This is a genomic window from Erwinia sp. TECH1 (assembly GCF_054057575.1).
In genome coordinates this window covers 54,748-78,534 of the sequence record NZ_JBSRZK010000001.1, presented here as the reverse complement: position 1 = coordinate 78,534, position 23,787 = coordinate 54,748, and the positions used below count along the sequence as shown (strand labels likewise).

General features: G+C 56.4%; 24 protein-coding genes and 2 pseudogenes. 13 read left to right on the top strand and 13 right to left on the bottom strand.

All coding sequences use genetic code 11. The annotated features are described in order from the left end of the window. The first annotated feature begins 66 nt into the window (after positions 1–66). Positions 67–1,029, top strand: coding sequence for a polysaccharide deacetylase family protein (locus ACVWZ0_RS00365; RefSeq protein ID WP_125290610.1), 963 nt, complete (start codon positions 67–69; stop codon positions 1,027–1,029). A gap of 15 nt (positions 1,030–1,044) precedes the next feature. On the opposite strand, the gene ACVWZ0_RS00360 is transcribed toward ACVWZ0_RS00365, so the two are convergent. The 8 genes and pseudogenes from ACVWZ0_RS00360 to envC all read right to left on the bottom strand — a co-directional run bounded on the left by ACVWZ0_RS00360 (position 1,045) and on the right by envC (position 9,504). Continuing rightward, positions 1,045–1,962: a glycosyltransferase family 2 protein gene (locus ACVWZ0_RS00360; RefSeq protein ID WP_253457015.1), complete on the bottom strand. Its 918-nt coding sequence runs from the start codon at positions 1,960–1,962 to the stop codon at positions 1,045–1,047. Continuing rightward, positions 1,959–2,949 (bottom strand): annotated as a pseudogene (rfaC, locus tag ACVWZ0_RS00355) (lipopolysaccharide heptosyltransferase RfaC). The gene ACVWZ0_RS00360 and the pseudogene rfaC overlap by 4 nt, the downstream one beginning before the upstream one ends. Then, the gene (rfaF, locus tag ACVWZ0_RS00350; protein ID WP_253457021.1) at positions 2,937–3,998 is read right to left on the bottom strand and encodes an ADP-heptose--LPS heptosyltransferase RfaF; all 1,062 of its coding nucleotides are present in this window, start codon (positions 3,996–3,998) and stop codon (positions 2,937–2,939) included. Before rfaF ends, rfaC begins: the two are co-directional and overlap by 13 nt. Positions 3,999–4,014: 16 nt before the next feature. Continuing rightward, positions 4,015–4,947 carry an ADP-glyceromanno-heptose 6-epimerase gene (rfaD, locus tag ACVWZ0_RS00345; protein ID WP_125290606.1) on the bottom strand — a complete coding sequence of 311 codons (933 nt, stop codon included), beginning with the start codon at positions 4,945–4,947 and terminating at the stop codon, positions 4,015–4,017. A gap of 133 nt (positions 4,948–5,080) precedes the next feature. Then, a complete protein-coding gene (locus ACVWZ0_RS00340) occupies positions 5,081–5,989 on the bottom strand; it encodes a hypothetical protein (RefSeq protein WP_253457024.1) in 909 nt (302 codons plus the stop codon). Then, the gene (locus ACVWZ0_RS00335) at positions 5,982–7,217 is read right to left on the bottom strand and encodes a glycosyltransferase (protein ID WP_253461184.1); all 1,236 of its coding nucleotides are present in this window, start codon (positions 7,215–7,217) and stop codon (positions 5,982–5,984) included. The genes ACVWZ0_RS00340 and ACVWZ0_RS00335 overlap by 8 nt, the downstream gene beginning before the upstream one ends. 46 nt (positions 7,218–7,263) lie before the next feature. Then, a complete protein-coding gene (locus tag ACVWZ0_RS00330; protein WP_253461186.1) occupies positions 7,264–8,151 on the bottom strand; it encodes a divergent polysaccharide deacetylase family protein in 888 nt (295 codons plus the stop codon). 48 nt (positions 8,152–8,199) lie between these two features. Further along, entirely contained in the window at positions 8,200–9,504 is a 1,305-nt protein-coding gene (gene envC / locus ACVWZ0_RS00325) for a murein hydrolase activator EnvC (protein WP_253457027.1), read from the bottom strand. Positions 9,505–9,817: 313 nt separating this feature from the next. Here envC and ACVWZ0_RS00320 point away from each other — a divergent pair, with 313 nt between their 5' ends. The 5 genes from ACVWZ0_RS00320 to cysE are packed head-to-tail and all read left to right on the top strand — an operon-like array spanning position 9,818 to position 12,913. Beyond that, positions 9,818–10,249 (top strand): rhodanese-like domain-containing protein, encoded by a 432-nt coding sequence (locus ACVWZ0_RS00320; protein WP_253457030.1) that lies wholly within the window; start codon positions 9,818–9,820, stop codon positions 10,247–10,249. A gap of 17 nt (positions 10,250–10,266) precedes the next feature. Next, positions 10,267–10,518 (top strand): glutaredoxin 3, encoded by a 252-nt coding sequence (gene grxC / locus ACVWZ0_RS00315; protein ID WP_125290603.1) that lies wholly within the window; start codon positions 10,267–10,269, stop codon positions 10,516–10,518. Positions 10,519–10,566: 48 nt separating this feature from the next. Then, on the top strand, positions 10,567–11,034 hold the full coding sequence (secB, locus tag ACVWZ0_RS00310; RefSeq protein WP_125290602.1) for a protein-export chaperone SecB: 468 nt from the start codon (positions 10,567–10,569) through the stop codon (positions 11,032–11,034). Beyond that, a complete protein-coding gene (gene gpsA, locus ACVWZ0_RS00305; RefSeq protein ID WP_253457033.1) occupies positions 11,034–12,044 on the top strand; it encodes an NAD(P)H-dependent glycerol-3-phosphate dehydrogenase in 1,011 nt (336 codons plus the stop codon). Before secB ends, gpsA begins: the two co-directional genes overlap by 1 nt. 47 nt (positions 12,045–12,091) lie before the next feature. After that, the gene (gene cysE / locus ACVWZ0_RS00300; protein WP_253457035.1) at positions 12,092–12,913 is read left to right on the top strand and encodes a serine O-acetyltransferase; all 822 of its coding nucleotides are present in this window, start codon (positions 12,092–12,094) and stop codon (positions 12,911–12,913) included. Here cysE and trmL read toward each other — a convergent pair. From trmL to cpxR, 3 genes are read right to left on the bottom strand one after another with little or no spacing between them, the layout of a single operon-like run. Further along, the gene (gene trmL, locus ACVWZ0_RS00295; RefSeq protein WP_125290599.1) at positions 12,910–13,383 is read right to left on the bottom strand and encodes a tRNA (uridine(34)/cytosine(34)/5-carboxymethylaminomethyluridine(34)-2'-O)-methyltransferase TrmL; all 474 of its coding nucleotides are present in this window, start codon (positions 13,381–13,383) and stop codon (positions 12,910–12,912) included. The two genes, cysE and trmL, sit on opposite strands and share 4 nt — an antisense overlap. Before the next feature lie 41 nt (positions 13,384–13,424). Further along, the gene (cpxA, locus tag ACVWZ0_RS00290; RefSeq protein ID WP_125290598.1) at positions 13,425–14,801 is read right to left on the bottom strand and encodes an envelope stress sensor histidine kinase CpxA; all 1,377 of its coding nucleotides are present in this window, start codon (positions 14,799–14,801) and stop codon (positions 13,425–13,427) included. Beyond that, complete coding sequence (gene cpxR, locus ACVWZ0_RS00285; protein ID WP_125290597.1) at positions 14,798–15,496, bottom strand: envelope stress response regulator transcription factor CpxR; 699 nt, start codon at positions 15,494–15,496, stop codon at positions 14,798–14,800. Before cpxR ends, cpxA begins: the two co-directional genes overlap by 4 nt. 152 nt (positions 15,497–15,648) lie before the next feature. On the opposite strand from cpxR, the gene cpxP reads away from it, so the two are divergent. The 6 genes and pseudogenes from cpxP to ACVWZ0_RS00255 all read left to right on the top strand — a co-directional run bounded on the left by cpxP (position 15,649) and on the right by ACVWZ0_RS00255 (position 20,954). After that, the gene (cpxP, locus tag ACVWZ0_RS00280) at positions 15,649–16,158 is read left to right on the top strand and encodes a cell-envelope stress modulator CpxP (protein WP_253457037.1); all 510 of its coding nucleotides are present in this window, start codon (positions 15,649–15,651) and stop codon (positions 16,156–16,158) included. A gap of 170 nt (positions 16,159–16,328) precedes the next feature. Next, positions 16,329–16,601 (top strand): annotated as a pseudogene (locus ACVWZ0_RS00275) (type II toxin-antitoxin system HicB family antitoxin); the annotation flags it as partial. Positions 16,602–16,790: 189 nt separating this feature from the next. After that, complete coding sequence (gene fieF / locus ACVWZ0_RS00270) at positions 16,791–17,687, top strand: CDF family cation-efflux transporter FieF (RefSeq protein ID WP_253457039.1); 897 nt, start codon at positions 16,791–16,793, stop codon at positions 17,685–17,687. Positions 17,688–17,891: 204 nt separating this feature from the next. Then, entirely contained in the window at positions 17,892–18,854 is a 963-nt protein-coding gene (gene pfkA / locus ACVWZ0_RS00265; protein WP_125290594.1) for a 6-phosphofructokinase, read from the top strand. A gap of 151 nt (positions 18,855–19,005) precedes the next feature. Then, entirely contained in the window at positions 19,006–19,998 is a 993-nt protein-coding gene (locus tag ACVWZ0_RS00260) for a sulfate ABC transporter substrate-binding protein (protein WP_253457041.1), read from the top strand. 197 nt (positions 19,999–20,195) lie between these two features. Next, positions 20,196–20,954 (top strand): CDP-diacylglycerol diphosphatase, encoded by a 759-nt coding sequence (locus tag ACVWZ0_RS00255; protein WP_253457043.1) that lies wholly within the window; start codon positions 20,196–20,198, stop codon positions 20,952–20,954. 6 nt (positions 20,955–20,960) lie between these two features. On the opposite strand, the gene yhjD is transcribed toward ACVWZ0_RS00255, so the two are convergent. Both yhjD and ACVWZ0_RS00245 read right to left on the bottom strand, forming a co-directional pair. Further along, on the bottom strand, positions 20,961–21,956 hold the full coding sequence (gene yhjD, locus ACVWZ0_RS00250) for an inner membrane protein YhjD (RefSeq protein ID WP_253457045.1): 996 nt from the start codon (positions 21,954–21,956) through the stop codon (positions 20,961–20,963). A 56-nt stretch (positions 21,957–22,012) separates the two neighbouring features. Beyond that, positions 22,013–22,912 carry a LysR family transcriptional regulator gene (locus ACVWZ0_RS00245; protein WP_253457048.1) on the bottom strand — a complete coding sequence of 300 codons (900 nt, stop codon included), beginning with the start codon at positions 22,910–22,912 and terminating at the stop codon, positions 22,013–22,015. A gap of 115 nt (positions 22,913–23,027) precedes the next feature. Here ACVWZ0_RS00245 and ACVWZ0_RS00240 point away from each other — a divergent pair, with 115 nt between their 5' ends. Next, on the top strand, positions 23,028–23,786 hold the full coding sequence (locus tag ACVWZ0_RS00240) for an SDR family NAD(P)-dependent oxidoreductase (RefSeq protein ID WP_253457052.1): 759 nt from the start codon (positions 23,028–23,030) through the stop codon (positions 23,784–23,786). The last annotated feature ends 1 nt before the right edge of the window (position 23,787 follow it).

Sequence of the window (23,787 nt, the reverse complement as noted above, 5' to 3'; positions counted from 1 at the left end):
CCCGTCATGCCGCTGTTACCATACCGGCAGAGTTAACACGAGGTTAACGCGGAGCGCCGCATCGACATGAAAAAACCTGCTTTCTTAATCACCATCGATACGGAAGGTGATAATCTCTGGCGTAATCGCTCTGGTCAGGTGACCACCGAAAATGCCGCCTGGCTTGCCCGCTTTCAGCAGCTTTGCGAGAAATATACCTTTAAACCGACCTGGTTGACGAACTATGAAATGGCCGTCGATCCGGTTTATATCGATTTTGCCCGCGATGTTATCGCTCGTGGCCAGGGCGAAGTAGGCATGCATCTGCACGCCTGGAACAGCCCGCCAGCCTATGAATTAACCGACAACGACTGGCAGCATCAGCCCTATCTGATTGAATACCCTCGTGAAGAGATACGCAAAAAAGTCGCTTTTATGACTGAGCTGCTGGAAGAGACGTTTAACGTCAAAATGCTCAGCCACCGTGCGGGACGCTGGGCGTTCAACGAGTATTACGCTCAGCTGCTGGTCGAACACGGCTACCGGGTTGACTGCTCGGTGACGCCGGGCGTTAACTGGCGGTTTTCCCCGGGCGCGCCGCAGGGCAACGGCGGCACGGACTATACGCACTTTCCCCGCTCGGCTTACCATCCCGATAGCGCAGATATTTCTCGTCCCGGCAATTCACCGCTGCTGGAAGTGCCGATGACCATCCGTTATAAGCACTCCGGGCTGATGAATGCGGTTAAACAGGGCTACGATCGCCTGCGCGGCAAGCGCCGCAGCCCTTCCGTTTACTGGCTGCGCCCGACTGGCGGCAACGCGCAGCAGATGATCGACCTGGCGGAAAAAACGCTGGCGGAAGGCGCTGACTACGTAGAGTTTATGCTGCACTCCAGCGAGTTTATGCCCGATGGCAGCCCGACCTTTAAAACGGCGGCCGATATTGACCGGCTCTATGACGATCTGGCGCAGCTGTTCAGCTGGCTGCAAAGCCGCACTCATGGCATGACGCTGGCGGAGTATGCTGCCGCGAAAGCCGGCACCTGAACAGAAACGGGGCCGTTAAAGGCCCCGTTTTCTCACCGTCAGCATTTTCCTTTTATAACTTGTCCTGATTTTGCCGTTCAGCAAAAAACGCCCCAGGCCGACCTGCGCGATCCGCGCTCTCACTTTGTCGCCCTGCGAGGTTCCTCGCAGATCGGCATGGTAGCGATTGGCGATATCCAGCCAGTGGCAGGTGATCAAATGCTCATAGCGCGGCGGTAAAACCTCGTCCATATGCGCCGTTGCGGCGATCAGGCAGGCAATTTTGTCGGCATCAATAGCGGACGACAGGCTCTGCTCATGCTTACGGTAGAGATAAAAACCGGCGGAGGTAAACAGCGTTTTTTTGCTCTGCATCAGCAGCTGCGGAAACAGCCAGCTATCTTCGTAGCAGATAAAGTCCGGAAAAGCGTGCTGCTGAATAAGCGCGCGGGAGAAAAACTGGCCGATAAAATGCGCCTGATAATCACGATGGATCAGGAAGCGCTCTACGGCATCATGCGTGGTCAGCTCCTCAGGCTCGGCAGGCTGCCACTGCACCGTGGGCGAGGCGTGCCGCACTTCGATAATTTTACTGAGCAGAATATCCGGCGAGGTCTGGCGCAGCGTCGTCAGCCGGTGCGCCAGCGCGTCGGGCAGCAGCATATCGTCGCCGTCCACCATTAAGACATAATCGCCGCGCGCCAGGCCTACCGCGTGGTTACGCACTTTGCCAACGTTGCGATAGTCGGTATGGCTGCTGCGAAGCTGCGGCAGCCGCGCCGCGTAGCGCTCAATAATGCTCTGCGTCGCATCCGTGGAAGCGTCGTTAACCACGACTATCTCTGCGCGATCGATTGCCGCGCCCAGCGAAGCGACGACGCTTTCCAGCGTATCGGCCAGCGTCTCGCCGCAGTTATGGGCGGCAATCAGTACGCTCAGCGCAGGGCTGTTCATGACTTTTCTTCCGGCGAGGAACCCAGCAGCGGCATCAGCTGCGCCATCACGTTTTCGGCAGAAATATCCGCCCATGCGATTGCCCTGTGCGGGTTTCAGTACAAACTGGTTTTTGCCATAGCCGCCGATCAGGCCGGGATCGGTGGGGCCGTACAGCGTGATATTAGGGCGATCCAGCGCCGCCGTTAAATGGCTAAGCCCCGTATCTACCGACACTACCGCGGCGGCGCCCGCTAACGTGCGCGCCACCTGCTCCAGCGTAAGTTTGGGCAGCACTTCCACATAGTCGAAGCCAGCCGCCAGCCGCTGCGCGCGCTGGTGCTCATGTTCCGCGCCCCACGGCAATTTGATCCGCAGGCCGCTGCCGTTCAGCAGCGTAATCAGCTCACGCCACTGCGCTTCCGGCCAGTGCTTTTCATCGCGCGTGGTGGCGTGCAGGAAGACCAGATAGCGGCCGTCATCCGGCGAAGGCTCACGCATAAAATGTTGCGCGATAGCGTAATCGCCAGGCGTCTCCGGCAGCGGATAATTCAGGCTTTTGGCAAACAGCTCGCGCGTGCGCTGCACGGCATGCTGCTGCTTATTGATTTCATGGCGTTGGTCATACCACCAGCTGGCGAAAGGTTCGCGCGCGCTGCGGCTGTCCTGACCATGCTTGACGCCTTTAGCGATGCGCGTCACCAGCGCGGCGCTTTTGATCAGGCCCTGCGCGTCAATCACCATGTCATACTGGCGCGACTGTACTTCGCGCTTGAACAGAAAGCGTTCTTCGCGCACTTCGCTGCCGAACCAGTGCTTGCGCCAGCGGCGGATTGCCACGGGGATAACCCGATCAACCGCCGGATGCCAGGAGGGGATTTGTGCGAAACCTTCTTCTACAACCCAGTCGAAACGGATGCCGGGGATAGCCCGCATGGCGTCGGTGAGGGCGGGCAGCGTGTGCAGGACATCGCCCATTGAGGAGGTTTTTACAATCAGGACGTGCATACAGCCTCCAGAGGCTGACCCAGCAGCGCCGACAGCTCTTCCGCCACGCGCTGCGGCTTAATATCTATCAGGCTCTGGTGATAGCCTTCTTCCGCATCGCCTTTACGGACCTTGTGATAGCCGGTGATCAGCCGGATAACGCGCGCTTTATGCGACAGCGGCGGCGTAAAGTCCGGGCTGCTTGGGCCGTAAAGCGCAACGAGCGGGCGGTCCAGCGCGGCGGCGATATGCATCAGGCCGGAGTCGTTGCTGACCACGGCCTGGCAGTGCGCCAGCAGAATGACCGCCTGCTCCAGTTTGGTTTCGCCAGCCAGATTATGGCAGTGCTGGCGCGAGCTTTCTTCCAGGCTTTGCAGGATTTGCTCGCCGGTCTCTTTATCTTTAGCCGAGCCAAACAGCGCGATCTGATAGCCGCTGTCGATCAGCTGCTGCGCCAGCGCGGCATAGTGATAGTGCGGCCAGCGCTTGGCCGGCCCGAATTCCGCGCCGGGACAGAAGCCGATAAGCGGCCGTTCCGCGCTCAGCCTGAAGGCGGCGGCGGTTTCCTGCTTTTCCTGCTCGTTGACGAGCAGCTTCGGCCAGAGCAGCGGCTGCGGCAGATCGCTGGCGCTCGCGATCTGCGCTTTGTCGTAAGCCAGCGCGACGTAGCGCTCAACCATCAACGGAAACGCGGCTTTATCCAGCACGCGGATATCGTTCAGCAGGCCGTAGCGCATCTCGCCGCGCCAGCCTGTACGGGTCTGGATATCGGCAAAGAAAGGCACCAGCGCGGATTTAAAGGAGTTGGGCAGGACGTAAGCGCGATCGTAACCCTTATCGCGCAGCGAGCGGCCCAGACGGCGGCGCTCGCCCAGCGCCAACGCGCCGTGGCCCAGCGGCATCGCCAGCGCCTCGTTGACTTCCGGCATCCGCGACAGCAGCGGACGGCACCACGCGGGGGCCATCACGTCAATTGTGGCTTCAGGCCAGCGCTGTTTCAGCGTGCGATAAAGGCTTTGCGACATCATCATATCGCCGACCCAGGACGGCCCGATCACCAAAATTTTCATTGCCGGATCCGTCCCGTTACGCGTTGCGATTCAGCCAGGCCATATACTCGGCCACGCCTTCTGCCACGGTTTTAAACGGCTTATCGTAGCCCGCCGCGCGCAGTTTGGTCAGGTCCGCCAGCGTATAGGCCTGGTAACGTCCTTTCAGTTTTTCCGGGAAAGGAATGTATTCGATCTGGCCTTTCTGATGGAAATTCAGCGCGGCGTCGGCCACTTCCTGGAAAGATTCGGCACGGCCGGTTCCGCAGTTAAAAATGCCGGAAACGCCGTTTTCCCAGAACCACAGATTGACGGCGGCGACGTCTTCCACATAGATAAAGTCGCGCTTAAAGTTATCGCTGCCTTCAAACAGTTTTGGATTTTCGCCGTTGTTCAGCTGGGTGTTCAGATGGAAAGCCACGCTCGCCATGCTGCCTTTATGCCCTTCGCGCGGGCCATACACGTTGAAGTAGCGGAAGCCGCAAATCTGCGACTGCGCTTCCGGCAGGATCTCACGTACATAGTGGTCAAACAGCATTTTGGAATAGCCGTAGACGTTCAGCGGCTGCTCATACTGACGCTCTTCGATAAAGTTATCGTTGCGGCCGCCGTAAGTCGCGGCGGAAGAGGCGTACAGGAAAGGGATCTGACGCTCAAGACAGTAGTGCAGCAGCTCTTTGGAGTACTGATAGTTGTTATCCATCATGTATTTGCCGTCCCACTCGGTGGTGGAAGAGCAGGCGCCTTCGTGGAAAACCGCCTCGACGTCGCCAAAGTCTTCATCGGCCAGAATGGCGATCAGGAAATCTTCTTTATCCATATAATCGGCAATATTCAGATCCGCCAGGTTGGCGAATTTGGTGCCGTCTTTCAGGTTGTCGACCACCAGAATATCGGTGTGGCCTTTGTCATTCAGCGCTTTGATGATGTTACTACCGATAAATCCCGCGCCGCCAGTGACGATAATCATGAGTTTTAACCTTTAAGAATGTGGGTGAAACACAAAGTTCACGCGCTAATGCCTGATATCATAACATCTCAGCCCGCCTCAAACAGCCGGATGACTCCGTAAGAGAAGGTAAATTCCGGCCGGAGGCGGCAAACTACTTCAGCTTTTCCGCGTCGGTCAGATAGCGTACTTTGCGGGTATAATCCTGGCCCTTGAACGTCAGCGGCGTATCAGGGGATTGCAAATATTTTTGCCATTCGTCCAGCGGGAACCCGCCGTGCGCGCCCACTACTTCTTTAGGAATGGCTGCTGTAGTGCCACCGATTTTTTTAGAAACCGGCCAGTTTACCCAGTCACCTAAATTAACCGTTTTGAAATCCAGCAGATCCAGAAGCGCGGCCAGCGGCAGCTGATCGGTCGGCGGCTGCGAATCATCCAGAATTTCCCAGGTATCTTTAAACATCGCCAGCCACAACGGACAGAGGCGTTTCCAGGTCGACCGGGTAGCAACGAGAAAGGCGCTGTTGGCATGATCCTGCAAAAAAGGTCGGATGGTGTGCCGATAGTACGCCGGGCGTTTTTCTTCCGGCGCGCTCATCAGCTTGGCGGCCATTTTCCCCTGACGGAAGCTGGAATAGAGATGGTTGTCCCGCACGTTGATTTCCGGCATTTTCAGTAAATTGAGATCGGAATCGATCATCAAAATGCCGTCCGTCTCGGCATACAAAGGCGCTTGTATTTTGATCAGGCGACTGCGGTAAATTTGCTTATAACGATAGCTCTCTTCCCGCACGGGCACATCCAGCGTCACCACGCGCGTTTTCTCCGGCAGCTGGCCGAAAGCTTCGACAGGCTGGTCGCTGACGATGACGATTTCCTGTGCCGCAGGCGCGAAGCGCGAGGCGAACAGCGCGCTCAGCCTGGCCTCTTCAACAAAATCCGCGCCCGTACAAGGAATAACAACAGAGGTCACCGGAACAGCGCCCTGAACTTCTGGCTGTTGATACGAAATATTATGCCGTGCGCGAATATGCCGAAATCGGGGGTTCAAAAATTCAAACATGCGATGAGTTTCCATAAGCCGCAGTTTTCAAAATGGTTTCCACGCCAGAGACGTAGTGCTCAATGGCATAGTGTTCTTTGACGTGCTGGTTTGCCTGGCGCAGAAGCTGCTGGCGCTTTTCAGCATCAAGCCACAGCGTTTCCATCTGTTTGAACAGGCCCTGTGTATCGCCATAATCAAACAGCAGGCCGGTTTTGTTATGCTCAATAAGCTCCGCCGTGCCGGTGACTTTTGAACCGATTACAGCGGTGTTGAGCAGCATCGCTTCCAACACCACGCGCGGCAGGCCTTCGCTTTTCGACGCCAGAATAAAAACGTCGAAAGCAGCCAGATAATCCAGCGGGTTGCTGCGAAAACCGGTAAAAATCACGCGATCCTGAATCCCGGCCTGCGCCGCCTGCTGCTGCAGTGCCGCCAGCTCCGGCCCTTCGCCCAATATCACCATACGCCAGTCGGCTTTGGGAAAAGCAGCGGCAAACTTCGCCAACGCCTGCAAGGTATGGTGATTGGATTTTCTGGCAATCAGCGAGCCGATACTGCCGAAAACAAAGGTATCGTCGGTTACGTCCGGCAGCTGCCGGCGCATGGCGGCCCGTTCCGGTAACGGTTGATAAATATCGATGGCGTTAAAAACGGTAAGGCATTTTTCCGCCGCTACGCCGTTGGCCAGCAACACTTCGCGTACGCCGTTGGAGACGGCGATAACCGCATCGGCGCGCCGGTTGACCATCGCAACCAGCTCGCGATCCAGCACCGGCTCAATACGGCAGTGCTGCACCACGCTGACGGGCAGATCGCGGGCAGCCAGATAGCCTTCAGCGTTGGAGCCGGGCTGATTATTCATATACAACATATCGCTCTGTTGCTGAATAAGCAGCTGGCGAATAGCGAGGGCGTTGGGCCGGATGCGCCATAGCTTATCGACAAAACGTGTGGCTTTCAGCCGCAGGCCGCGATGGAAAAACACCAGCGAACGCAGCAGCTCTTTAAGCAGCTTCGCCCAGCGCGGCTGTTTGCGCTGGGCAATAAAGGTAACGGGGATAGCCAGCGAAGCCAGCACCTGCTCAATGGAATCCCCGCTGCCGCGCCGGTAGTTATGGTAAAAGCAGCAGCGGATATCGAACTGGCTGCGATCGATACGCTTCAGCAGCTCCAGCATACTGTTGGTGCCGCCGCCCCATTCATTGCCGGTATCCAGTAACAGAATTTTTTTACGCTGTGGCGCCATCATGCCGCTTCCAGACTCGTTTAGCCGACGTGATGCGGCATGAAGATTAATCGTTGCCCAGTTCCAGCTTCAGGCCGGAAAAGTAAGTATTGATATAGCGGACGCCCGCGCTGTCGGCGAGGCTTTCCGTTATGGCGTTCAGCGCGCGGCTGGCCGGCACAAATTCAGGCTTGCCCGGGCAGGCTTTCACGCCCTTGAACGGATTACGCGGCGGCGTCGGTTTCGCGACGGTCGGCGGCGCCTGACGGCCTGCGTTTTGTGGCTCGTTCAGCAGCTGACCCGGACTGACCAGCGTGATATCGGCTGGCAGCGTCGGCAGCATCTGTTGCAGTACTTTCACCGTAGTCGGGTGTGGGTGTCCAATAGCAATCGCGGAGCCGTCGCGCTGGGCCAGATGCACCGCGCGCAAAAACTGTGTGCGAATATCGGTTTCGTTTTGCGTATCGTCCAGAAAGACGCGGCGCTTAATCACTTTAACGCTGGTGCCCGCTGCGGCACGGGTCGACTGACTGTTGCCGATGGTCATGCTGTCGAGAAAATAAAAGTTGTAGTGGTTCAGCACCTGCATCACTTTCTGCATGCCCGGCAGGCTGGAAGTCATCGCGCTGCCCATATGGTTGTTCAGCCCCACGGCGTAGGGAACTTTAGCCACGGCTTCCCGGATAATCCGCTCTACCTCTTCGCTGGACATGTCCGGGCGCAGCGTGTTTTTTTCCAGCGGCTGTTTGCTGAGCGGCGCCATCGGCAGATGGATCAGCACCTCATGTCCCCGCTGGTGGGCTTTCGTTGCCATTTCATGAGCATGGGTAGCGTCCGGCAATACCGCCACGGAAATGGCTGCCGGCATTTGTAATACCTGGTTTTCCTGCGCCGGACGATAGCCAAAATCGTCAATGACGATAGCGAGTTTACCCGCGTGCGCCGAACAGGCCATCAGCAGACCCGTCAGCGCGCCGCTGAATTTATAAAGATAAGACAAAAGTTATTTTCCCAACCACGGAAGTGGATTAACGGCCTGTCCCTGGCGGCGGATTTCAAAATAGAGCGAAGGCGTGCCGCGCCCGCCGCTGGTGCCGACCAGCGCAATCGGCTGGCCTGCCCTGACCTGAGCGCCCACGCTGACCAGCGCGCTCTGATTGTAGCCGTACAGGCTCATATCGCCTTTGCCATGTTCCACCACCACCACCAGACCATAGCCCTGTAGCCAGTCCGCCATCAGCACGCGACCGTCGGCAACGGCTTTGACTTCCCGGCCTTCCGGCGCGTCGATCACCAGTCCTTTCCAGCGCAGTTCACCCTGCAGCTGCTCGCCGAAACGGTGCTCAAGGGTGCCGCGCACTGGCCACAGCAGCTGGCCGCCGGGCCTGCCCAGACCGCCGGTTCTCGCCATCAGCGAGCGCTCGCCCTCGGTGGGTTTATAGGTGGTGCCTTTGCTTTTAGCCTGCGCCTCGCGTTCGCGCACGCGCTGCGCTTCTTTGGCCTCTTTTTCGGCTCTGGCGCGGGCTTCCCGCTCCGCTTTGGCGATCTTATCGCGCAGGCGGCTCTCGTTCGCCCGCATCTCTTCCAGCTGCGCCTGGTCTTTCTCCAGCGAGGATTCCAGCGTGGTCAGCGTTTTCTGGCGCGCCGCACGAGCGCTTTCCAGCTTCTGCTGCTGGACTTCCTGCTGCGAAAGCATCGCTTTCTGCTTCGCCTGCTTGTCGACCAGCGAGGTTTTCTGGGAAGAGAGATCGCTGCGCGTTTTTTTCAGATCGTCGATCGATTTCTGGCGCGCATCGTTCAGGTAGCCGAAGTAGGCCAGGATACGTTCGCTACGCTGGCTCTCTTCGCTGCTCAGCAGCAGCTGTAAACCGTTGTGCTGGCCCTGGCGAAAGGCGGCGTCCAGCTGCTCGGCCAGCATTTTTTCCTGCTTCGCCTGCTGGGTTTGCAGTTTGCCGATCGAGGCGGTAAGCGCCGCGATCTCGCCATTGAGCGCGCCAAGCGTACGCTGGGTTTCACGCAGCTGTCGGCTGGCCTGGGCAATGATTTTTTCCTGGCTTTGCAGCTGGTCGAGCAGCTTGCTGCGCTGCTGTTTTTGCTGCTGAACGCTTTTTTCTTTGGCGGCGATATCGGCACGCAGGCTGGAGAGCGCGGATTTCGTGTCGTCTGCGTGGCCGATAGCGGGCAGCAGAAGCAGGCCAGCGCAAAACAGGCTGGCTGACAGCGTGAACATGCCCGATCGTAACGGGGGTGCAGAGGCCAATCCGTTAGCTGGGGTTCGTTGATATGAAACTGTCGCTTTTTCCCTCATAGGAGGAGGATTATTCCACGATGAACAGCGCCTTACCAGCCTCGCCGGCGGGTTTTGCGTTTCCATCGGTGACAAAGCGAGGCGGCTGACCGGAAAGCGCAGACGCAAAGAGGGTCGCTGCGCAATTAATCGCCAGTCAGGATTGCTGCGTTAACCTTCGGATCGAACGTTTATGACATAAGCCAATTTTTTTGGGAAATTTGCCGCAGAAAAAGCAACTCTGACGGCATCGCGTCTGTACATGAAACGCCTGGCAGGTATACTCAGAAGCCTTGTTTTCGCTTATTAACCCTTTCGGGAGTTGTTACCCCTCATGCAAGATATTATGCAGTTCGCAGGCAATCATACCCTTCTTAGTCTGGCATGGGTCGTCCTGCTGGTTTTGGTGATCGTGACCACTGTTAAGGGCATGTTCTCCAAGGTAAAAACCATCAGTCGCGGCGAAGCAACGCGTCTGATTAATAAAGAAGAAGCCGTGGTAGTGGATGTGCGCGGGCGCGATGACTTCCGTAAAGGCCATATTTCTAACGCGATCAACGTGCTGGCTGCCGATATCAAAAAGGGCAGCTTTGGCGAACTGGAAAAACACAAAACGAAGCCGGTTATCGTGGTGTGCGCTAACGGCGTTTCTGCAGCCGATCCTGCTGCGCAGCTGAACGCCGCCGGTTTTGAACAGGTTTTCATTCTGAAAGACGGCGTGGCTGGCTGGAGCGGTGAAAACCTTCCGCTGGTGCGTGGCAAATAATTTCTGGAGACGAAGGTATGGCAAACGTTGAGATCTACACCAAAGCAACCTGTCCTTTCTGTCATCGCGCCAAAGCGCTGCTGGCTCAGAAAGGCGTAGCGTTCCAGGAAATCGCTATCGACGGCGACGCTGAGAAGCGCGAAGAGATGATCAAACGCAGCGGCCGTACCACCGTTCCGCAGATTTTCATCGATGCACAGCATATTGGCGGCTGTGACGACCTCTATGCCCTCGAGGGCCGCCAGGGCCTCGACCCGCTGCTGCAGTAACGCGGGCAAGTGGCGCAATAACGGATTATTAACCCATAGGATTTTAAAATGTCAGAACAAAATAACACCGAGATGTCTTTCCAGATCCAGCGTATCTATACTAAAGACGTCTCTTTTGAAGCACCAAATGCGCCGCAGGTTTTCCAGAAAGAGTGGGAACCAGAAGTGAAACTGGATCTGGATACGGCATCCACTCTGCTGGCTGATGACGTATACGAAGTGGTTCTGCGCGTAACCGTGACCGCCACCGTGGGCGAAGATACGGCTTTCCTGTGCGAAGTGCAGCAGGCGGGCATCTTCTCCGTGGCCGGCATTGACGGCAACCAGATGGCGCATTGCCTGGGCGCATACTGCCCGAACATCCTGTTCCCTTATGCGCGCGAATGCATTACCAGCCTGGTTTCCCGTGGGACCTTCCCGCAGCTTAACCTGGCGCCGGTTAACTTTGACGCGCTGTTTATGAACTATCTGCAGCAGCAGTCAGGTGAAGGCGCCGCTCCGCAACAGGATGCATAATGCCTGCCTCAATGAGTGTACTCGGTGCCGGCTCGTACGGCACCGCCCTGGCTATCACGCTGGCCCGTAACGGACACGACGTGGTGATGTGGGGCCATAACCCACAGCATCTGGCGCAGCTCCAGGCTGACCGCTGCAATGCGGCTTTTCTGCCCGATGTTCCTTTTCCCGATTCGCTGAGCCTTGAGAGCGACCTGGCGACGGCTATTGCCGCCAGCCGCGATCTGCTGGTGGTTGTGCCCAGCCATGTGTTCGGCGATCTGTTACAACAAATTAAACCGCACCTGCGCAGCGACTCCCGCATTGTCTGGGCCACCAAAGGGCTTGAAAAAGAGACTGGGCGGCTGCTGCAGGACGTGGCGCGCGAAATCCTGGGTGACGATCTGCCGCTGGCGATTGTGTCCGGCCCGACCTTTGCCAAAGAGCTGGCGGCGGGCATGCCGACGGCGATCGCGCTGGCCGCGACGGATGCCGAATTTGCCGACGATTTACAGCAGCTGCTCCACTGCGGCAAAAGCTTTCGCGTTTATAACAACCCAGATTTCACCGGCGTGCAGCTTGGTGGCGCGGTAAAAAACGTTATCGCCATCGGCGCGGGTATTTCTGACGGTATCGGCTTTGGCGCCAACGCCAGAACGGCGCTGATTACCCGGGGCCTGGCGGAGATGACCCGGCTGGGCGTAGCGCTGGGGGCCGATCCCGCCACCTTTATGGGCATGGCGGGACTGGGCGATCTGGTGCTGACCTGTACCGATAATCAGTCGCGCAACCGCCGCTTCGGCATGATGCTGGGGCAGGGAATGGACGTGACGGCGGCGCAAAATACTATCGGGCAGGTAGTGGAAGGATTCCGAAATACCAAAGAGGTGAGGGCGCTGGCCGCACGCTGCGGCGTGGAGATGCCGATAACCGAGCAAATTTATCAGGTATTGTATTGCGAAAAGAACGCGCGGGAGGCAGCATTAAGCCTGCTTGGGCGTACACGGAAAGACGAAAACAGCATCAGCTGAGACAGGGAAGCGCCGCAGTATTCTGTTATTTGATGGGGAGTAGAGTAATGCCGTGTGTAGAGCCCGGGGTGGTCTGGGATTATATCAAAGAGGAAGCGCGGGCGCTGGCGGAAGGCGAGCCGATGCTGGCCAGTTTTTACCACGCTACCTTGTTAAAGCACGATGATCTGGGGAGCGCGCTGAGCTATATGCTGGCTAACAAGCTGGCTAACCCAATCATGCCCGCTATCGCCATCCGCGAGATTGTCCAGGAGGCCTATAAGCAGGACGCCTCTATGATCCAGTCAGCCGCCTGCGACATTCAGGCCGTACGCCAGCGCGATCCCGCCATTGATAAATACTCTACGCCCCTGCTCTATCTGAAAGGGTTTCATGCTCTACAGGCTTACCGTATCGGCCACTGGCTGTGGAATGAAGGCCGCCGTGCGCTGGCCATCTATCTGCAAAACGAAATCTCTGTCTCTTTTGCCGTGGATATTCATCCGGCCGCGAAGATCGGGCGCGGCATCATGCTCGACCACGCCACAGGCATTGTCGTGGGCGAAACCGCCGTGATTGAAGATGATGTTTCTATCCTGCAATCAGTGACGCTGGGCGGTACAGGCAAGACCAGCGGCGACCGTCATCCTAAAATCCGCGAAGGCGTGATGATTGGCGCAGGCGCGAAAGTGCTGGGCAATATTGAAGTGGGACGCGGTGCCAAAATCGGCGCCGGTTCCGTGGTGCTACAGCCCGTGCCGCCGCATACCACGGCGGCCGGCGTACCGGCGCGCATCGTCGGCAAACCCAGTAGCGACAAACCGTCAATGGAGATGGATCAGCACTTCAACGGTATGGTGCCGGGCTTTGAGTTCGGCGACGGTATTTAGCTTTTAATCAGCGCGCCCGCATAGTCCAGCTGGCGCCACGCTTCATAAACCACCACGGAAACCGCATTCGACAGGTTCATGCTGCGGCTGTCCGGCTGCATTGGAATACGAATTTTCTGCGCCGCAGGCAGCGCGTCCAGGATCTCTTTGGGCAGGCCGCGCGTTTCCGGGCCGAATAGCAAATAATCCCCTTTCTGATAGCTTACGGCGCTGTGCGCGGGCGTGCCCTTGGTGGTCAACGCAAACAGGCGCTGCGGCTGTTCGGCTGCCAGAAAAGCCGCATAGTCGGCGTGACGCTGGATGGCGGTGAATTCATGGTAATCCAGACCAGCCCGGCGCAGACGCTTATCATCCCAGGTAAAACCCAGCGGCTCAATCAGATGCAGGCGAAAGCCTGTATTGGCACACAGACGAATAATATTGCCCGTGTTTGGGGGGATTTCAGGTTCAAAAAGTACGATATTCAGCATCAGCAGCGGCCCTCGTTCACAAGGGCCGCAGCATAGCAAATTCAGCTGTTGCTGGTATAGAGCGGCAGCCAGAGCGTCAGCCGCAGTCCGCCAAGCGGGCTGTCATCTGCTTTCACCCAGCCGCGATGTTGCTGAATGGCGGTTTCCACAATCGCCAGCCCCAGGCCGGTGCCGCCAGATTCACGGTCGCGCGCCTCGTCGGTACGGTAAAACGGCCGGAAAATCTGCTCGCGATCTTCCGCGCTGACGCCCGGGCCATCATCATCCACATGGATGGTAATACCCTGTTTATCCACGGAAAAGCTGACTACGATACGGCTATGAGAATAGCGCAGCGCGTTACGAACGATATTTTCCAGCGCACTATCCAGCGCGCTCGGGTTGCCGTAAAGCGGCCACGGCCCTGGCGGATAGGGGACTTCCAGCGTTTTGCCCATCTGCTCCGCTTCAAACCGGGCGTCGTCCAGCACGCCTGACCAGAGATGATTGGCCTTCATGGCTTCGCTGACCAGCGCGTTCTTGTGCTGGGTGCGTGACAGCACCAGCAGATCGTTGATCATGCCGTCCAGCCTTTGCGCCTCCATCTCAATGCGCTGTAGCTCTTTACCTTCGCCCTGGCGACGACGCATCAGCGCGGTAGCCAGCTGTAATCGCGTCAGCGGCGTGCGCAGCTCGTGCGAGATATCGGACAACAGGCGCTGCTGCGCGGTCATCATTCGCTCCAGCGCGCTCACCATCTGGTTGAAGCTGGAACCGGCGGCGAGAAACTCCTGCGGGCCAGATTCGAGCTCAGGGCGTTGCCGCAGATTGCCGGCGGCCACGTCATCGGCCGCGTGTTTCAGTTTGCGCGCCGGTTTCGCCAGGCTCCACGCCAGCCAGAGCAGCAGCGGCGAGCTGATCAGCATGGTGACTATCAGCAGCAGCAGCGGGCGGTCAAACAGCAGGTTGATAAAATCCAGCTGCGAACTGCCGGCAGGCCTGATCAGATAGAGCTGATAGCTGTCTTCGCCATCGCGCACGGAAAACGGCCCGAGCATCTCTGTGCGGCCATATTTCTTTTTCTGCGGATGATCGGCGTTATCGGACTGGCCGATAAAGTTACGGATAACCTGCATTTCGTTATGCTGTGCGCCGATGACGCGGCCTTCGCTCGTCACCAGCAGCAGGCGCTGACCCGGCGGTGCCCACTTGTCGATGGCGCGAAACAGCCTGCGCCACCACATTAAATCGTTGGGCGGATCCTGCATCAGCTCCGCCTCGACGTGTTGTTCTATCATGGTGCCCTGCCGCTGCTCATTATCAAGCAGCGGCGTCATCTGACGGGTATCCAGTTTGGGCACCATCAGCACCAGCATCAGCACCAGCGCCAGGGTCAGCCAAAAAATGGCAAAGATGCGGGTAGTCAGGCTCGATATCATGTAGCGGAGACCATCAGATAGCCCCGACCGCGCAGCGTTTTAAACCAGGGATGTCCATCCTTGCGGTCCGGCAGCTTGCGGCGCAGATTGGAAATATGCATATCGATGGCGCGGTCAAACGGCGTTAAGCGTTTGCCTAACACTTCCTGGCTCAGGTGTTCGCGAGAGACGACCTGGCCCAGATGCTGCGCGAGCAGATAGAGCAGCGTAAACTCGGTACCGGTTAAATCCAGCGTGACGTCGTCAAAGCTGGCCTCCTGACGCCCCGGATTCAGGCGCAGATGGTCAACCTCCAGCGTTGGGGAACCGCTGTCGTGCTGTTGCTGCTGTTCACTCCAGTTGGAGCGGCGTAAAATTGCGCGTATGCGGGCCACCAGTTCGCGATCGTTGAAGGGCTTAGGCAGATAGTCATCCGCGCCCAGTTCCAGCCCCAGAACGCGATCCAGCTCGCTACCGCGCGCGGTCAGCATGATAACCGGCGTTTGATGCTGCTGACGCAGCTCTTTCAGGGTATCAATACCGTTCTTTTTGGGCATCATAACGTCGAGAAGTAACAGATCGACAGAACTATCCAACAGGGCCAGTGCCTGTTCGCCGTCGCCAGCTACCAGTACGTCGAACCCTTCCATTTCAAGCAATTCTTTCAATAGCGAAGTCAATTCGCGATCGTCGTCAACCAACAGGATTTTATTCATTTTTTATCGCCCTCCACAGGCAAAATACCGTGAACGAATGCCCGCAATCCATGACTTTACGTAGTTTTACACCCCCTGACGCATGTTTGCAGCTGCCCCCGTAGACTGATTTTCGTTGAATCGAAATATGGAAACCAACCTGGGAGTTAACGATGCGCAAAGTTACCGCCGTCGTTGTGGTTCCGGCGCTGATACTCAGCTTCTCCGCCGCATGGGCTACAGATGTGACGACGTTTGACGAGATGCATCGGGGTAGCGCAGTGCCAGGCAGTATGGCGCAAGTTCCGCAAAACCACATGTTTGATGGCATCGATCTTACCGAACAGCAGCGCCAGCAGTTACGGGATCTGATGCAGCAGGCTCGTCATGAGCGTTCTCCCATAAGTATTAACGATTTAGAACAGCTGCACGCAATGATTATTGCAGATAAATTTGATGAGGCGGCCTATAAAGCCCGCGTCGACAAAATTGCTCAGGCTGAAGTAGCACGGCAGGTAGAGATGGCGCGAGTGCGCTACCAGATGTATCACCTGCTGACGCCGACGCAGCAAGCCGTTCTGAATCAGAAGCATCAGCAGCGCATAAACGAAATGCGCCGCCTGACGGAAGCGCAGCACGTTACACCGCTGCAGGCTGTAAGTAGCACAGGCAGTAACCAGTAGCAGAATATCCCTTTTTTCCTTGCCATAGACACCATCCCTGTCTTCCCCCACATGATGTGGGGGTTTTTTTTATCGGGCTTTTCACACTTCCCGCCTCTGATGATTTCTCAAAAAACCTTCATTACAGCCGCTTGTCTTCCGATCACGTGAAAGGATAACCCCAATAACTCCATATAGAGTTACTGGTCGAGCTGGGGCAGGACATTCCTGCCGTGGCCACTGTAGGCACGCTGGCTAAAAACCCTGACTTCGCGGGCTATACGTGGGCGCTGGTGGAGGTGGATATACTTCGTTTGCTGGGCGGCGCTGAAAAAATTAACGTTACCTTGCCTAAGTCTCTTATTGACCGGATCGATCGTTTCGTTGCCAGGCACCCGGCGTTTAAAAGCCGCTCGGGCTTTCTGACTCAGGCAGCGTTAGAGCGTATTAGCGCATCACAATAGACGCTGTTAAACAGCATCCGGAAAAGGTTTTTTAATGAGACCAGGATGCGTTTTTTTTAATATAAATATCTTTATCAATGAGTTAATTTTGACTGGTTAATGCCACCCCTGTCTTTCCCCTCATGATAACGGGGCTTTTTTTGCCCGAAATCCGGTATACTTAAGCCACTGTCCTGAACGGAGTGCGATATGGCACAGCATTATGCGCGCCTGGTTAACTCTGCCGCTCTGGCGGCTACGGCTCTGGCTTCTCTGTTACTTCTGGTGAAGATTTTCGCCTGGTGGTATACCGGCTCGGTCAGCCTGCTGGCGGCGCTGGTGGATTCTCTGGTGGATATTGCTGCCTCGCTGACTAACCTCTTTGTGGTGCGCTACTCTCTGCAACCTGCCGATGAGGAACATACCTTCGGACACGGCAAGGCCGAATCGCTGGCCGCGCTCGCGCAAAGCATGTTTATCTCCGGCTCCGCGCTTTTCCTCTTCCTGACGGGATTACAACATCTGTCGACGCCTGCCGGGATGCGTGCGCCGTTGGTTGGGGTTATCGTCACGCTTATTGCGCTCTTTTCTACGCTACTTCTGGTCGCTTTTCAGCGCTGGGTGGTGCGCAAAACCCACAGTCTCGCCATTCGCGCCGATATGCTTCACTATCAATCTGACGTTATTATGAACGGCGCCATCCTGATAGCGCTGGGATTGAGCTGGTATGGCTTTAAACGCGCCGATGCGCTGTTTGCGTTGGGTATCGGCGTCTGGATCCTCTATAACGCGCTGCGGATGGGGTACGAAGCAGTACAGCTGCTGTTGGACAGGGCGCTGCCGGAGTCAGAGAAGGCAGAAATTGCGACCATTGCCGGCCAGTGGCCCGGTGTGGAAGGCGTACACGATATCCGCACGCGTCTTTCCGGCCCGACGCGTTTTATTCAGCTGCATCTGGAACTAAAAGACCATCTGACGCTGTTTCAGGCGCACCTGATTGCGGAAGAAGTTGAACGAGCGTTGCTGAAAGCTTTTCCCGGTTCTGATATTACTATTCACCAGGATCCCTGCTCGGTAGTACCTGAAAAGGAGCTGAATGGGCTATGATTTTCAGAGAGTTAAAAGAGTTACCCGAAAATTGCCTGAAAGAGTTATTTTGCGATGGAAAAATAGCAGAATGATCTCTGACCTGAATCAATTCAGCTAAAAGGCTTTGATATACTATTGCCAACATTAGTCGATCGCTCGCGTACGCCGATCCCCCAAGGCGTTCAGAATTTAAAATTTGCATTAACAAGTTCAGAGGTTGTCATGATCAAAAAAATCGGTGTACTGACAAGCGGCGGTGACGCGCCTGGCATGAATGCAGCTATTCGGGGTGTCGTTCGTGCGGCGCTGAGTGAAAATCTTGAAGTTTTTGGTATTTATGACGGCTACCTGGGATTATATGAAGACCGCATGGTAAATCTGGATCGCTACAGCGTTTCCGATATGATCAACCGCGGCGGTACTTTCCTGGGGTCAGCGCGTTTCCCGGAGTTCCGCGAAGAGTCCGTTCGTGCCGTGGCCATTGAGAATATGAAAAAGCGCGGGATTGATGCGCTGGTGGTCATTGGCGGCGACGGCTCCTATATGGGCGCCAAAAGGCTGACGGAGATGGGCTTTCCCTGCATCGGCCTGCCGGGCACCATCGATAACGACGTGGCCGGTACGGATTACACTATCGGCTACTTTACCGCGCTGGAAACGGTGGTAGAGGCCATTGACCGCCTGCGTGATACCTCTTCTTCCCATCAGCGTATCTCTATTGTCGAAGTGATGGGCCGCTACTGCGGCGATCTGACGCTGGCGGCAGCGATCGCGGGCGGCTGCGAATTTATCGTCCTGCCGGAAATTCCGTTTACCCGCGAAGAGCTGGTGCAGGAGATTAAAGCGGGCATCGCTAAAGGTAAAAAGCACGCGATTGTGGCGATTACCGAGCACATCTGCGATATCGACGAGCTGGCGAAATATATCGAATCCGAAACCAAACGCGAAACCCGCTCGACGGTGCTGGGCCACATTCAGCGCGGCGGCGCGCCGGTAGCCTATGACCGCATTCTGGCTTCACGGATGGGCGCCTACTCTATCGAGCTGCTGCTTCAGGGCTACGGCGGCCGCTGCGTCGGTATTCAGAATGAGAAGATGGTGCATCACGATATTATTGACGCCATTGAGAATATGAAGCGTCCATTTAAAGGCGACTGGCTGGATACGGCTAAACGTCTTTATTAAATCGTAATGACTTTTCAGGCGCTGCCTGTCAGCGCCTTTATTATGCAAAGTGATATTCCATTCAGTTATTACAGCTATCTTTTAATTCTTTAAGTCAGCAGTCACTTTGTGTCACGCTCTCTGCCAGAAAAAACCTTTGGGAGCGCGCATAATGAAAAAGTGGAGCATCGGATTAACCCTGCTGCTGGCTTCAACCAGTGTTCTGGCAAAAGATATCCAGCTGTTAAACGTCTCTTACGATCCTACCCGTGAGCTTTACGAGCAGTACAACAAAGCTTTCAGCGCGCACTATAAGCAGGAAACAGGCGATAACGTGGTGATCCGTCAGTCGCATGGCGGCTCCGGCAAGCAGGCGACCTCCGTGATTAACGGCATTCGCGCCGATGTGGTGACGCTGGCGCTGGCTTCCGACGTGGACGCTATTGCCGAGCGCGGACGCATCGACAAAAACTGGATCAAGCGTTTGCCGGAAAACTCCGCCCCTTATACTTCCACCATTGTGTTCCTGGTCCGCAAGGGCAACCCAAAACAGATCCACGACTGGCAGGATTTGACGAAGCCTGGCGTTTCCGTGATCACGCCAAACCCAAAAACCTCTGGCGGCGCGCGCTGGAACTATCTGGCTGCCTGGGGCTGGGCGCTGGACAAAAACAACGGCGACAACGACAAGGCGCTGGCCTATATCAAGGCGCTGTTTAAGAATGTTGAAGTACAGGATTCCGGCGCACGCGGCGCAACCAATACTTTTGTTGAACGCGGCATCGGCGACGTGCTGATCGCGTGGGAAAACGAAGCTTACCTGGCCGTCAACAAGCTTGGCAAAGACCAGTTTGAGATTGTGACGCCGGGTGAGTCGATTCTGGCCGAGCCGACGGTATCCGTTGTGGATAAAGTGGTCGACGAGCGCGATACCCGTAAAGTGGCCGATGCCTACCTGAAATACCTTTATTCGCCGGAAGGTCAGGATATCGCGGCGCAAAACTATTATCGTCCGCGCGATCCGGCAGTGGCGAAAAAATATGCCGACAAATTCGCGCCGGTGAAGCTGTTTACCATCGACGATCCTAAGTTCGGCGGCTGGGCCAAAGCGCAGAAAACGCATTTTGCGGATGGCGGCACCTACGACAAAGCCATGCAGCGTTAATATCTTCAGAATGCTGACAGAGGGTGAGTTTGTCATCAGTCAGAAGCCAGTCATCCGACTGGCTTTTGTTTTCTTCGTTATATCCTGCTGATTCCAAAAAGCTTCCGCCAAATAGTCACGCGTGTTGATTATTTAGCATGACCTTTAGCAACGATTCGTTTACATTATGCGCAATTTAACGCGCAGAGGTTGTTGTCATGCAGGGAGGAACGCGTGTCCTGATTATGGGCATCGTGGCGTCCGTGGCTGTTATTGCAGGCTGCAAGGCGCTCAGTTTTAAACACAATGCCAATGCATTATGGAATATCGTCAGCCAGCAGTGCGTACCCAATCAGCAACAAAACAACGATCCGGCGCCCTGCCGCATTGTAGATTTGCGCAACGGCTACGTGGTGATGAAAGATCGGGAAGGGCCGCTACAGTTCCTGTTAATGCCCGTGAAAAAGCTTGCCGGTATCGAAAGTCCGGAGCTGCTTAATCCTTTTGCTCCTAACTATTTTGCCGAGGCCTGGCACGCGCGTCACTATATGGAAGAGCGTCGCGGCTCGCCGGTAGACGACAGCGCGGTAGCGTTAAGCATTAACTCGCAGCGCGGCAGAACGCAAAATCAGCTGCATATTCATATCTCCTGCCTGCGTCCGGATATCCGGCGGCGGCTGGACAGCCTGAACAGCTCGCTAAGCGAGAAATGGCAGTCGGCGCAGTTGGGTAAGCATGAGTATCAGATCAGGATAGTGAGCCGTGACGAACTGAAAAAAACCAGTCCGTTTGTCCGCATTGCAAACGAGCTGCCGGGCGCGCGTGAGGAGATGGGGAAATACGGTATCGCGGTGGCGGCAATGCCGGGCGGGCGGCGGGTGCTGATGGTGATTAAGCGCAATCTGCTGCTGCTGAACCGGGGTTCGGCGGAAGAGCTTCAGGATCACAGCTGCGCTATTTTGCAGCCGTCATCCTGATTGTTATCAGACCGGAGTATTAGCCTGCTCCGGCTCATCATCCGCATATTCCGCCGTGGCTATCCAGGCGGCGCAGAACAGCGTCAGACGCGCGAAAAAGTAGAAGAAAGCCATCAGGCCAAGCACGGAGCCGAACGCCGCGCCGGAAGGTGAAGAAGCCAGCTTCGGCAACGTCATGGTCATAATGGCTTTAATCACCTCAAAGCCGATAGCGGCGAGCAGCGTCCCGCGGAACAGCGCCTTTTTACGCGGCTGGTGGCGCGGCAGGCGCCAGAAAATCCACAGAAACAGCAAATAGTTCGCCAGGATAGAGATGGTCAGGGCAATGGTGGTCATCGCCGGGCGCAGCCATTCGATACCGTCCAGCCCCAGCGCCCGCACAATGGCGTCCTGCGCCGCACCAGCGACCGAAGTCAGCATGATGGTAATAAACAGCGCCAGCACCAGGCCTATCAGCGAGATAAAATCGCGGGTGTATTTGAAGTAAATCTTTTCTTTATCCTGCTGGTTACGTTCCCAGACGTCGCGCGACTGCGCGCGGACGGCTTCGCGCAGGTTGCCCATCCAGCTGATGCCGGAATAGAGCGCCACCAGCAGGCCGGTGATCCCCACGGTAGTGCGCTGCTCGACGGCCGTTTTCACGCTGTTTTTCAGCGTAGTGGCCAGCGTAGGATCGCTGATGCTGTTAACCATTCTGTCGATCAAATCCGTCAGCAGATCCTGATTGGAAGCGAGTACGAAACCCACACCCGCAAACGACACCATCAGAATGGGGATCAGCGAAAGAAAAGAAAAATAGGTGATCGCCGCGCCAAACTGGCTGCCCATGCGGTCGGTAAAGCGCTCCCCGGCGCGGATAAAATGCGCCACCGCCGGAATAGCCTGAAACCAGCTTACCAGACGGGAAACGCGCGTAATCGACTTATCAACGGTTTGATTGCCGGTTTTGATATTAATCAGCGGCTTTTCCGCTTTTTTCTCTTCGGGTTTATTTTCCTTCATGGATCCTTCTTCATATCCTTCAAGTGCATGGCGTAAAACAAATTATAGCCGGACGCTCAGGCAACGTAGTTTTTCATTGCCTGGGTCAGCCATTCCATAAAGACCTGAACCCGACGCGTCAGGTTGCGGCGATGGGGATAAATCAGCGAAACGGGCATCGGTTCGGCGCGAAAATGCGGCAGGATCTCGACCAGCTTTCGCTCGGTCAGCGCCTGTTTTACGCCGCGTTCCGGCACCTGAATAATGCCCAGGCCGGCCAGACAGGCGGCGCGATAGGTTTCCGTGCTGTTAACGGTTACCGTTCCACCGGTTTGAATATAGCGGCTATTTTTACCGTCAAAGTATTCAAAGCCCGTCGGCTGCACGCCAATCTGCTGGCTGTAGTGCACCATCGCGTGCGAGACGAGATCGTCCGGCGTGGCCGGCGTACCAAAACGCGCCAGATAGTCAGGGCTGGCGCAGTTAATCAGCGTCAGCTTACCCAAAGGCCTGGCGATCAGGCCGGAACTTTCCAGCACGCCGACGCGCACCACGCAGTCAAAGCCTTCCCGCACCACGTCCACGCGTCTGTCGCTGCTGCTCAGCTCCAGTTCGATGCCGGGATAGTGCTGCATAAAATCCGGCAGCAGCGGCAGGATATAGTCGCACGCCATGCTGATGGGCATATCCACCCGCAGCTTGCCGCTTAGCGTGGCGGGATCGTGCTGGAACAGCGAATCCATTTCATCCAGCGTCGCCAGCACGTCGCGGCAGCGTTCGTAATAGATCAGGCCGTCCTGCGTCAGCTGGACGCGCCGCGTAGTTCGGTGCAGCAGCCGCACGCCCATCGCGTTTTCCAGCGATTGCAGCTGCCGCGACAGGCTACCTTTAGGCAATCCCATGCTGTCGGCAGCGCGGGTGAAGCTCTGAAGTTCAGCGACCCTGACGAAAACCTGCATTGCGTGAATTTTATCCATTTATCCGCCCATTGTTGCTTATAACGAAACAGTGATGCGTAGCCAGGACCATTTATAGATCGCTTTGCGAGCAATATCCTGTTTTTTATCCACAGCGGAACCTACGGAGCGAGAAATGAGCCATAAAATTGCGGTTATTACCGGCGGCAGCCGGGGTTTAGGCAGAAACGGCGCGCTGAAACTGGCTGAAAAGGGCGTTGACGTGATTTTTACCTGGCGCAGTAAAGAACAGGAGGCGCAGGCGGTCGTCAAGGAAATTGAGGCGCTGGGCGCCCGTGGCGTCGCGCTACAGCTGGACGTCGGCGACAGTCAGGCCTTTCCCGGCTTTGTCAGCGAAGTGCAAAAACAGCTAAAAGCGATCTGGCAGCGCGACAGCTTTGATTATTTATTAAACAACGCGGGCACGGCGCTGCATGAGCCTTTTGCGTCGACCACGGAAGCGCAGCTCGAGGCTTTGGTTAACGTCCATTTTAAAGGGCCGTTTTTTCTGACGCAGCAGCTGCTGCCGCTGATAGCCGACGGTGGGCATATCCTTAATGTCTCCAGCGGCCTGACGCGTTTCAGCCAGCCTGGCTCCGGAGCGTATGCGGCGGTAAAAGGTGCGATGGAAGTGTTAACGCGCTATCAGGCGAAAGAGCTGGCGGCGCGGGGCATTCGCGTCAATATCCTGGCACCCGGCGCTATCGCAACGGACTTCAGCGATGGGCGAGTACGCGACAATCCGCAAATTAATGCGTTTATCTCTTCCGTCACGGCGCTGGGTCGCGTGGGGCTGCCGGACGATATCGGCAAGGCGATCGCCATGTTGTTCAGTGACGAAAGCGCCTGGATCACCGGACAGCGCATCGAGGCGTCCGGCGGCATGTTTCTCTGAG

Coding starts and splice junctions, on each gene's coding strand:
- cpxA (WP_125290598.1), bottom strand. CDS start 14,801: ATGATATCGAGCCTGACTACCCGCATCTTTGCCATTTTTTGGCTGACC.
- ACVWZ0_RS00245 (WP_253457048.1), bottom strand. CDS start 22,912: ATGGATAAAATTCACGCAATGCAGGTTTTCGTCAGGGTCGCTGAACTT.
- fieF (WP_253457039.1), top strand. CDS start 16,791: ATGGCACAGCATTATGCGCGCCTGGTTAACTCTGCCGCTCTGGCGGCT.
- ACVWZ0_RS00340 (WP_253457024.1), bottom strand. CDS start 5,989: ATGTTTGAATTTTTGAACCCCCGATTTCGGCATATTCGCGCACGGCAT.
- ACVWZ0_RS00360 (WP_253457015.1), bottom strand. CDS start 1,962: ATGAACAGCCCTGCGCTGAGCGTACTGATTGCCGCCCATAACTGCGGC.
- cysE (WP_253457035.1), top strand. CDS start 12,092: ATGCCGTGTGTAGAGCCCGGGGTGGTCTGGGATTATATCAAAGAGGAA.
- ACVWZ0_RS00260 (WP_253457041.1), top strand. CDS start 19,006: ATGAAAAAGTGGAGCATCGGATTAACCCTGCTGCTGGCTTCAACCAGT.
- grxC (WP_125290603.1), top strand. CDS start 10,267: ATGGCAAACGTTGAGATCTACACCAAAGCAACCTGTCCTTTCTGTCAT.
- ACVWZ0_RS00330 (WP_253461186.1), bottom strand. CDS start 8,151: ATGGCCTGTTCGGCGCACGCGGGTAAACTCGCTATCGTCATTGACGAT.
- gpsA (WP_253457033.1), top strand. CDS start 11,034: ATGCCTGCCTCAATGAGTGTACTCGGTGCCGGCTCGTACGGCACCGCC.
- yhjD (WP_253457045.1), bottom strand. CDS start 21,956: ATGAAGGAAAATAAACCCGAAGAGAAAAAAGCGGAAAAGCCGCTGATT.
- ACVWZ0_RS00365 (WP_125290610.1), top strand. CDS start 67: ATGAAAAAACCTGCTTTCTTAATCACCATCGATACGGAAGGTGATAAT.
- cpxR (WP_125290597.1), bottom strand. CDS start 15,496: ATGAATAAAATCCTGTTGGTTGACGACGATCGCGAATTGACTTCGCTA.
- envC (WP_253457027.1), bottom strand. CDS start 9,504: ATGAGGGAAAAAGCGACAGTTTCATATCAACGAACCCCAGCTAACGGA.
- ACVWZ0_RS00335 (WP_253461184.1), bottom strand. CDS start 7,217: ATGGCGCCACAGCGTAAAAAAATTCTGTTACTGGATACCGGCAATGAA.
- secB (WP_125290602.1), top strand. CDS start 10,567: ATGTCAGAACAAAATAACACCGAGATGTCTTTCCAGATCCAGCGTATC.
- pfkA (WP_125290594.1), top strand. CDS start 17,892: ATGATCAAAAAAATCGGTGTACTGACAAGCGGCGGTGACGCGCCTGGC.
- ACVWZ0_RS00255 (WP_253457043.1), top strand. CDS start 20,196: ATGCAGGGAGGAACGCGTGTCCTGATTATGGGCATCGTGGCGTCCGTG.
- rfaF (WP_253457021.1), bottom strand. CDS start 3,998: ATGAAAATTTTGGTGATCGGGCCGTCCTGGGTCGGCGATATGATGATG.
- cpxP (WP_253457037.1), top strand. CDS start 15,649: ATGCGCAAAGTTACCGCCGTCGTTGTGGTTCCGGCGCTGATACTCAGC.
- trmL (WP_125290599.1), bottom strand. CDS start 13,383: ATGCTGAATATCGTACTTTTTGAACCTGAAATCCCCCCAAACACGGGC.
- ACVWZ0_RS00320 (WP_253457030.1), top strand. CDS start 9,818: ATGCAAGATATTATGCAGTTCGCAGGCAATCATACCCTTCTTAGTCTG.
- ACVWZ0_RS00240 (WP_253457052.1), top strand. CDS start 23,028: ATGAGCCATAAAATTGCGGTTATTACCGGCGGCAGCCGGGGTTTAGGC.
- rfaD (WP_125290606.1), bottom strand. CDS start 4,947: ATGATTATCGTCACTGGCGGCGCGGGATTTATCGGTAGTAACATCATC.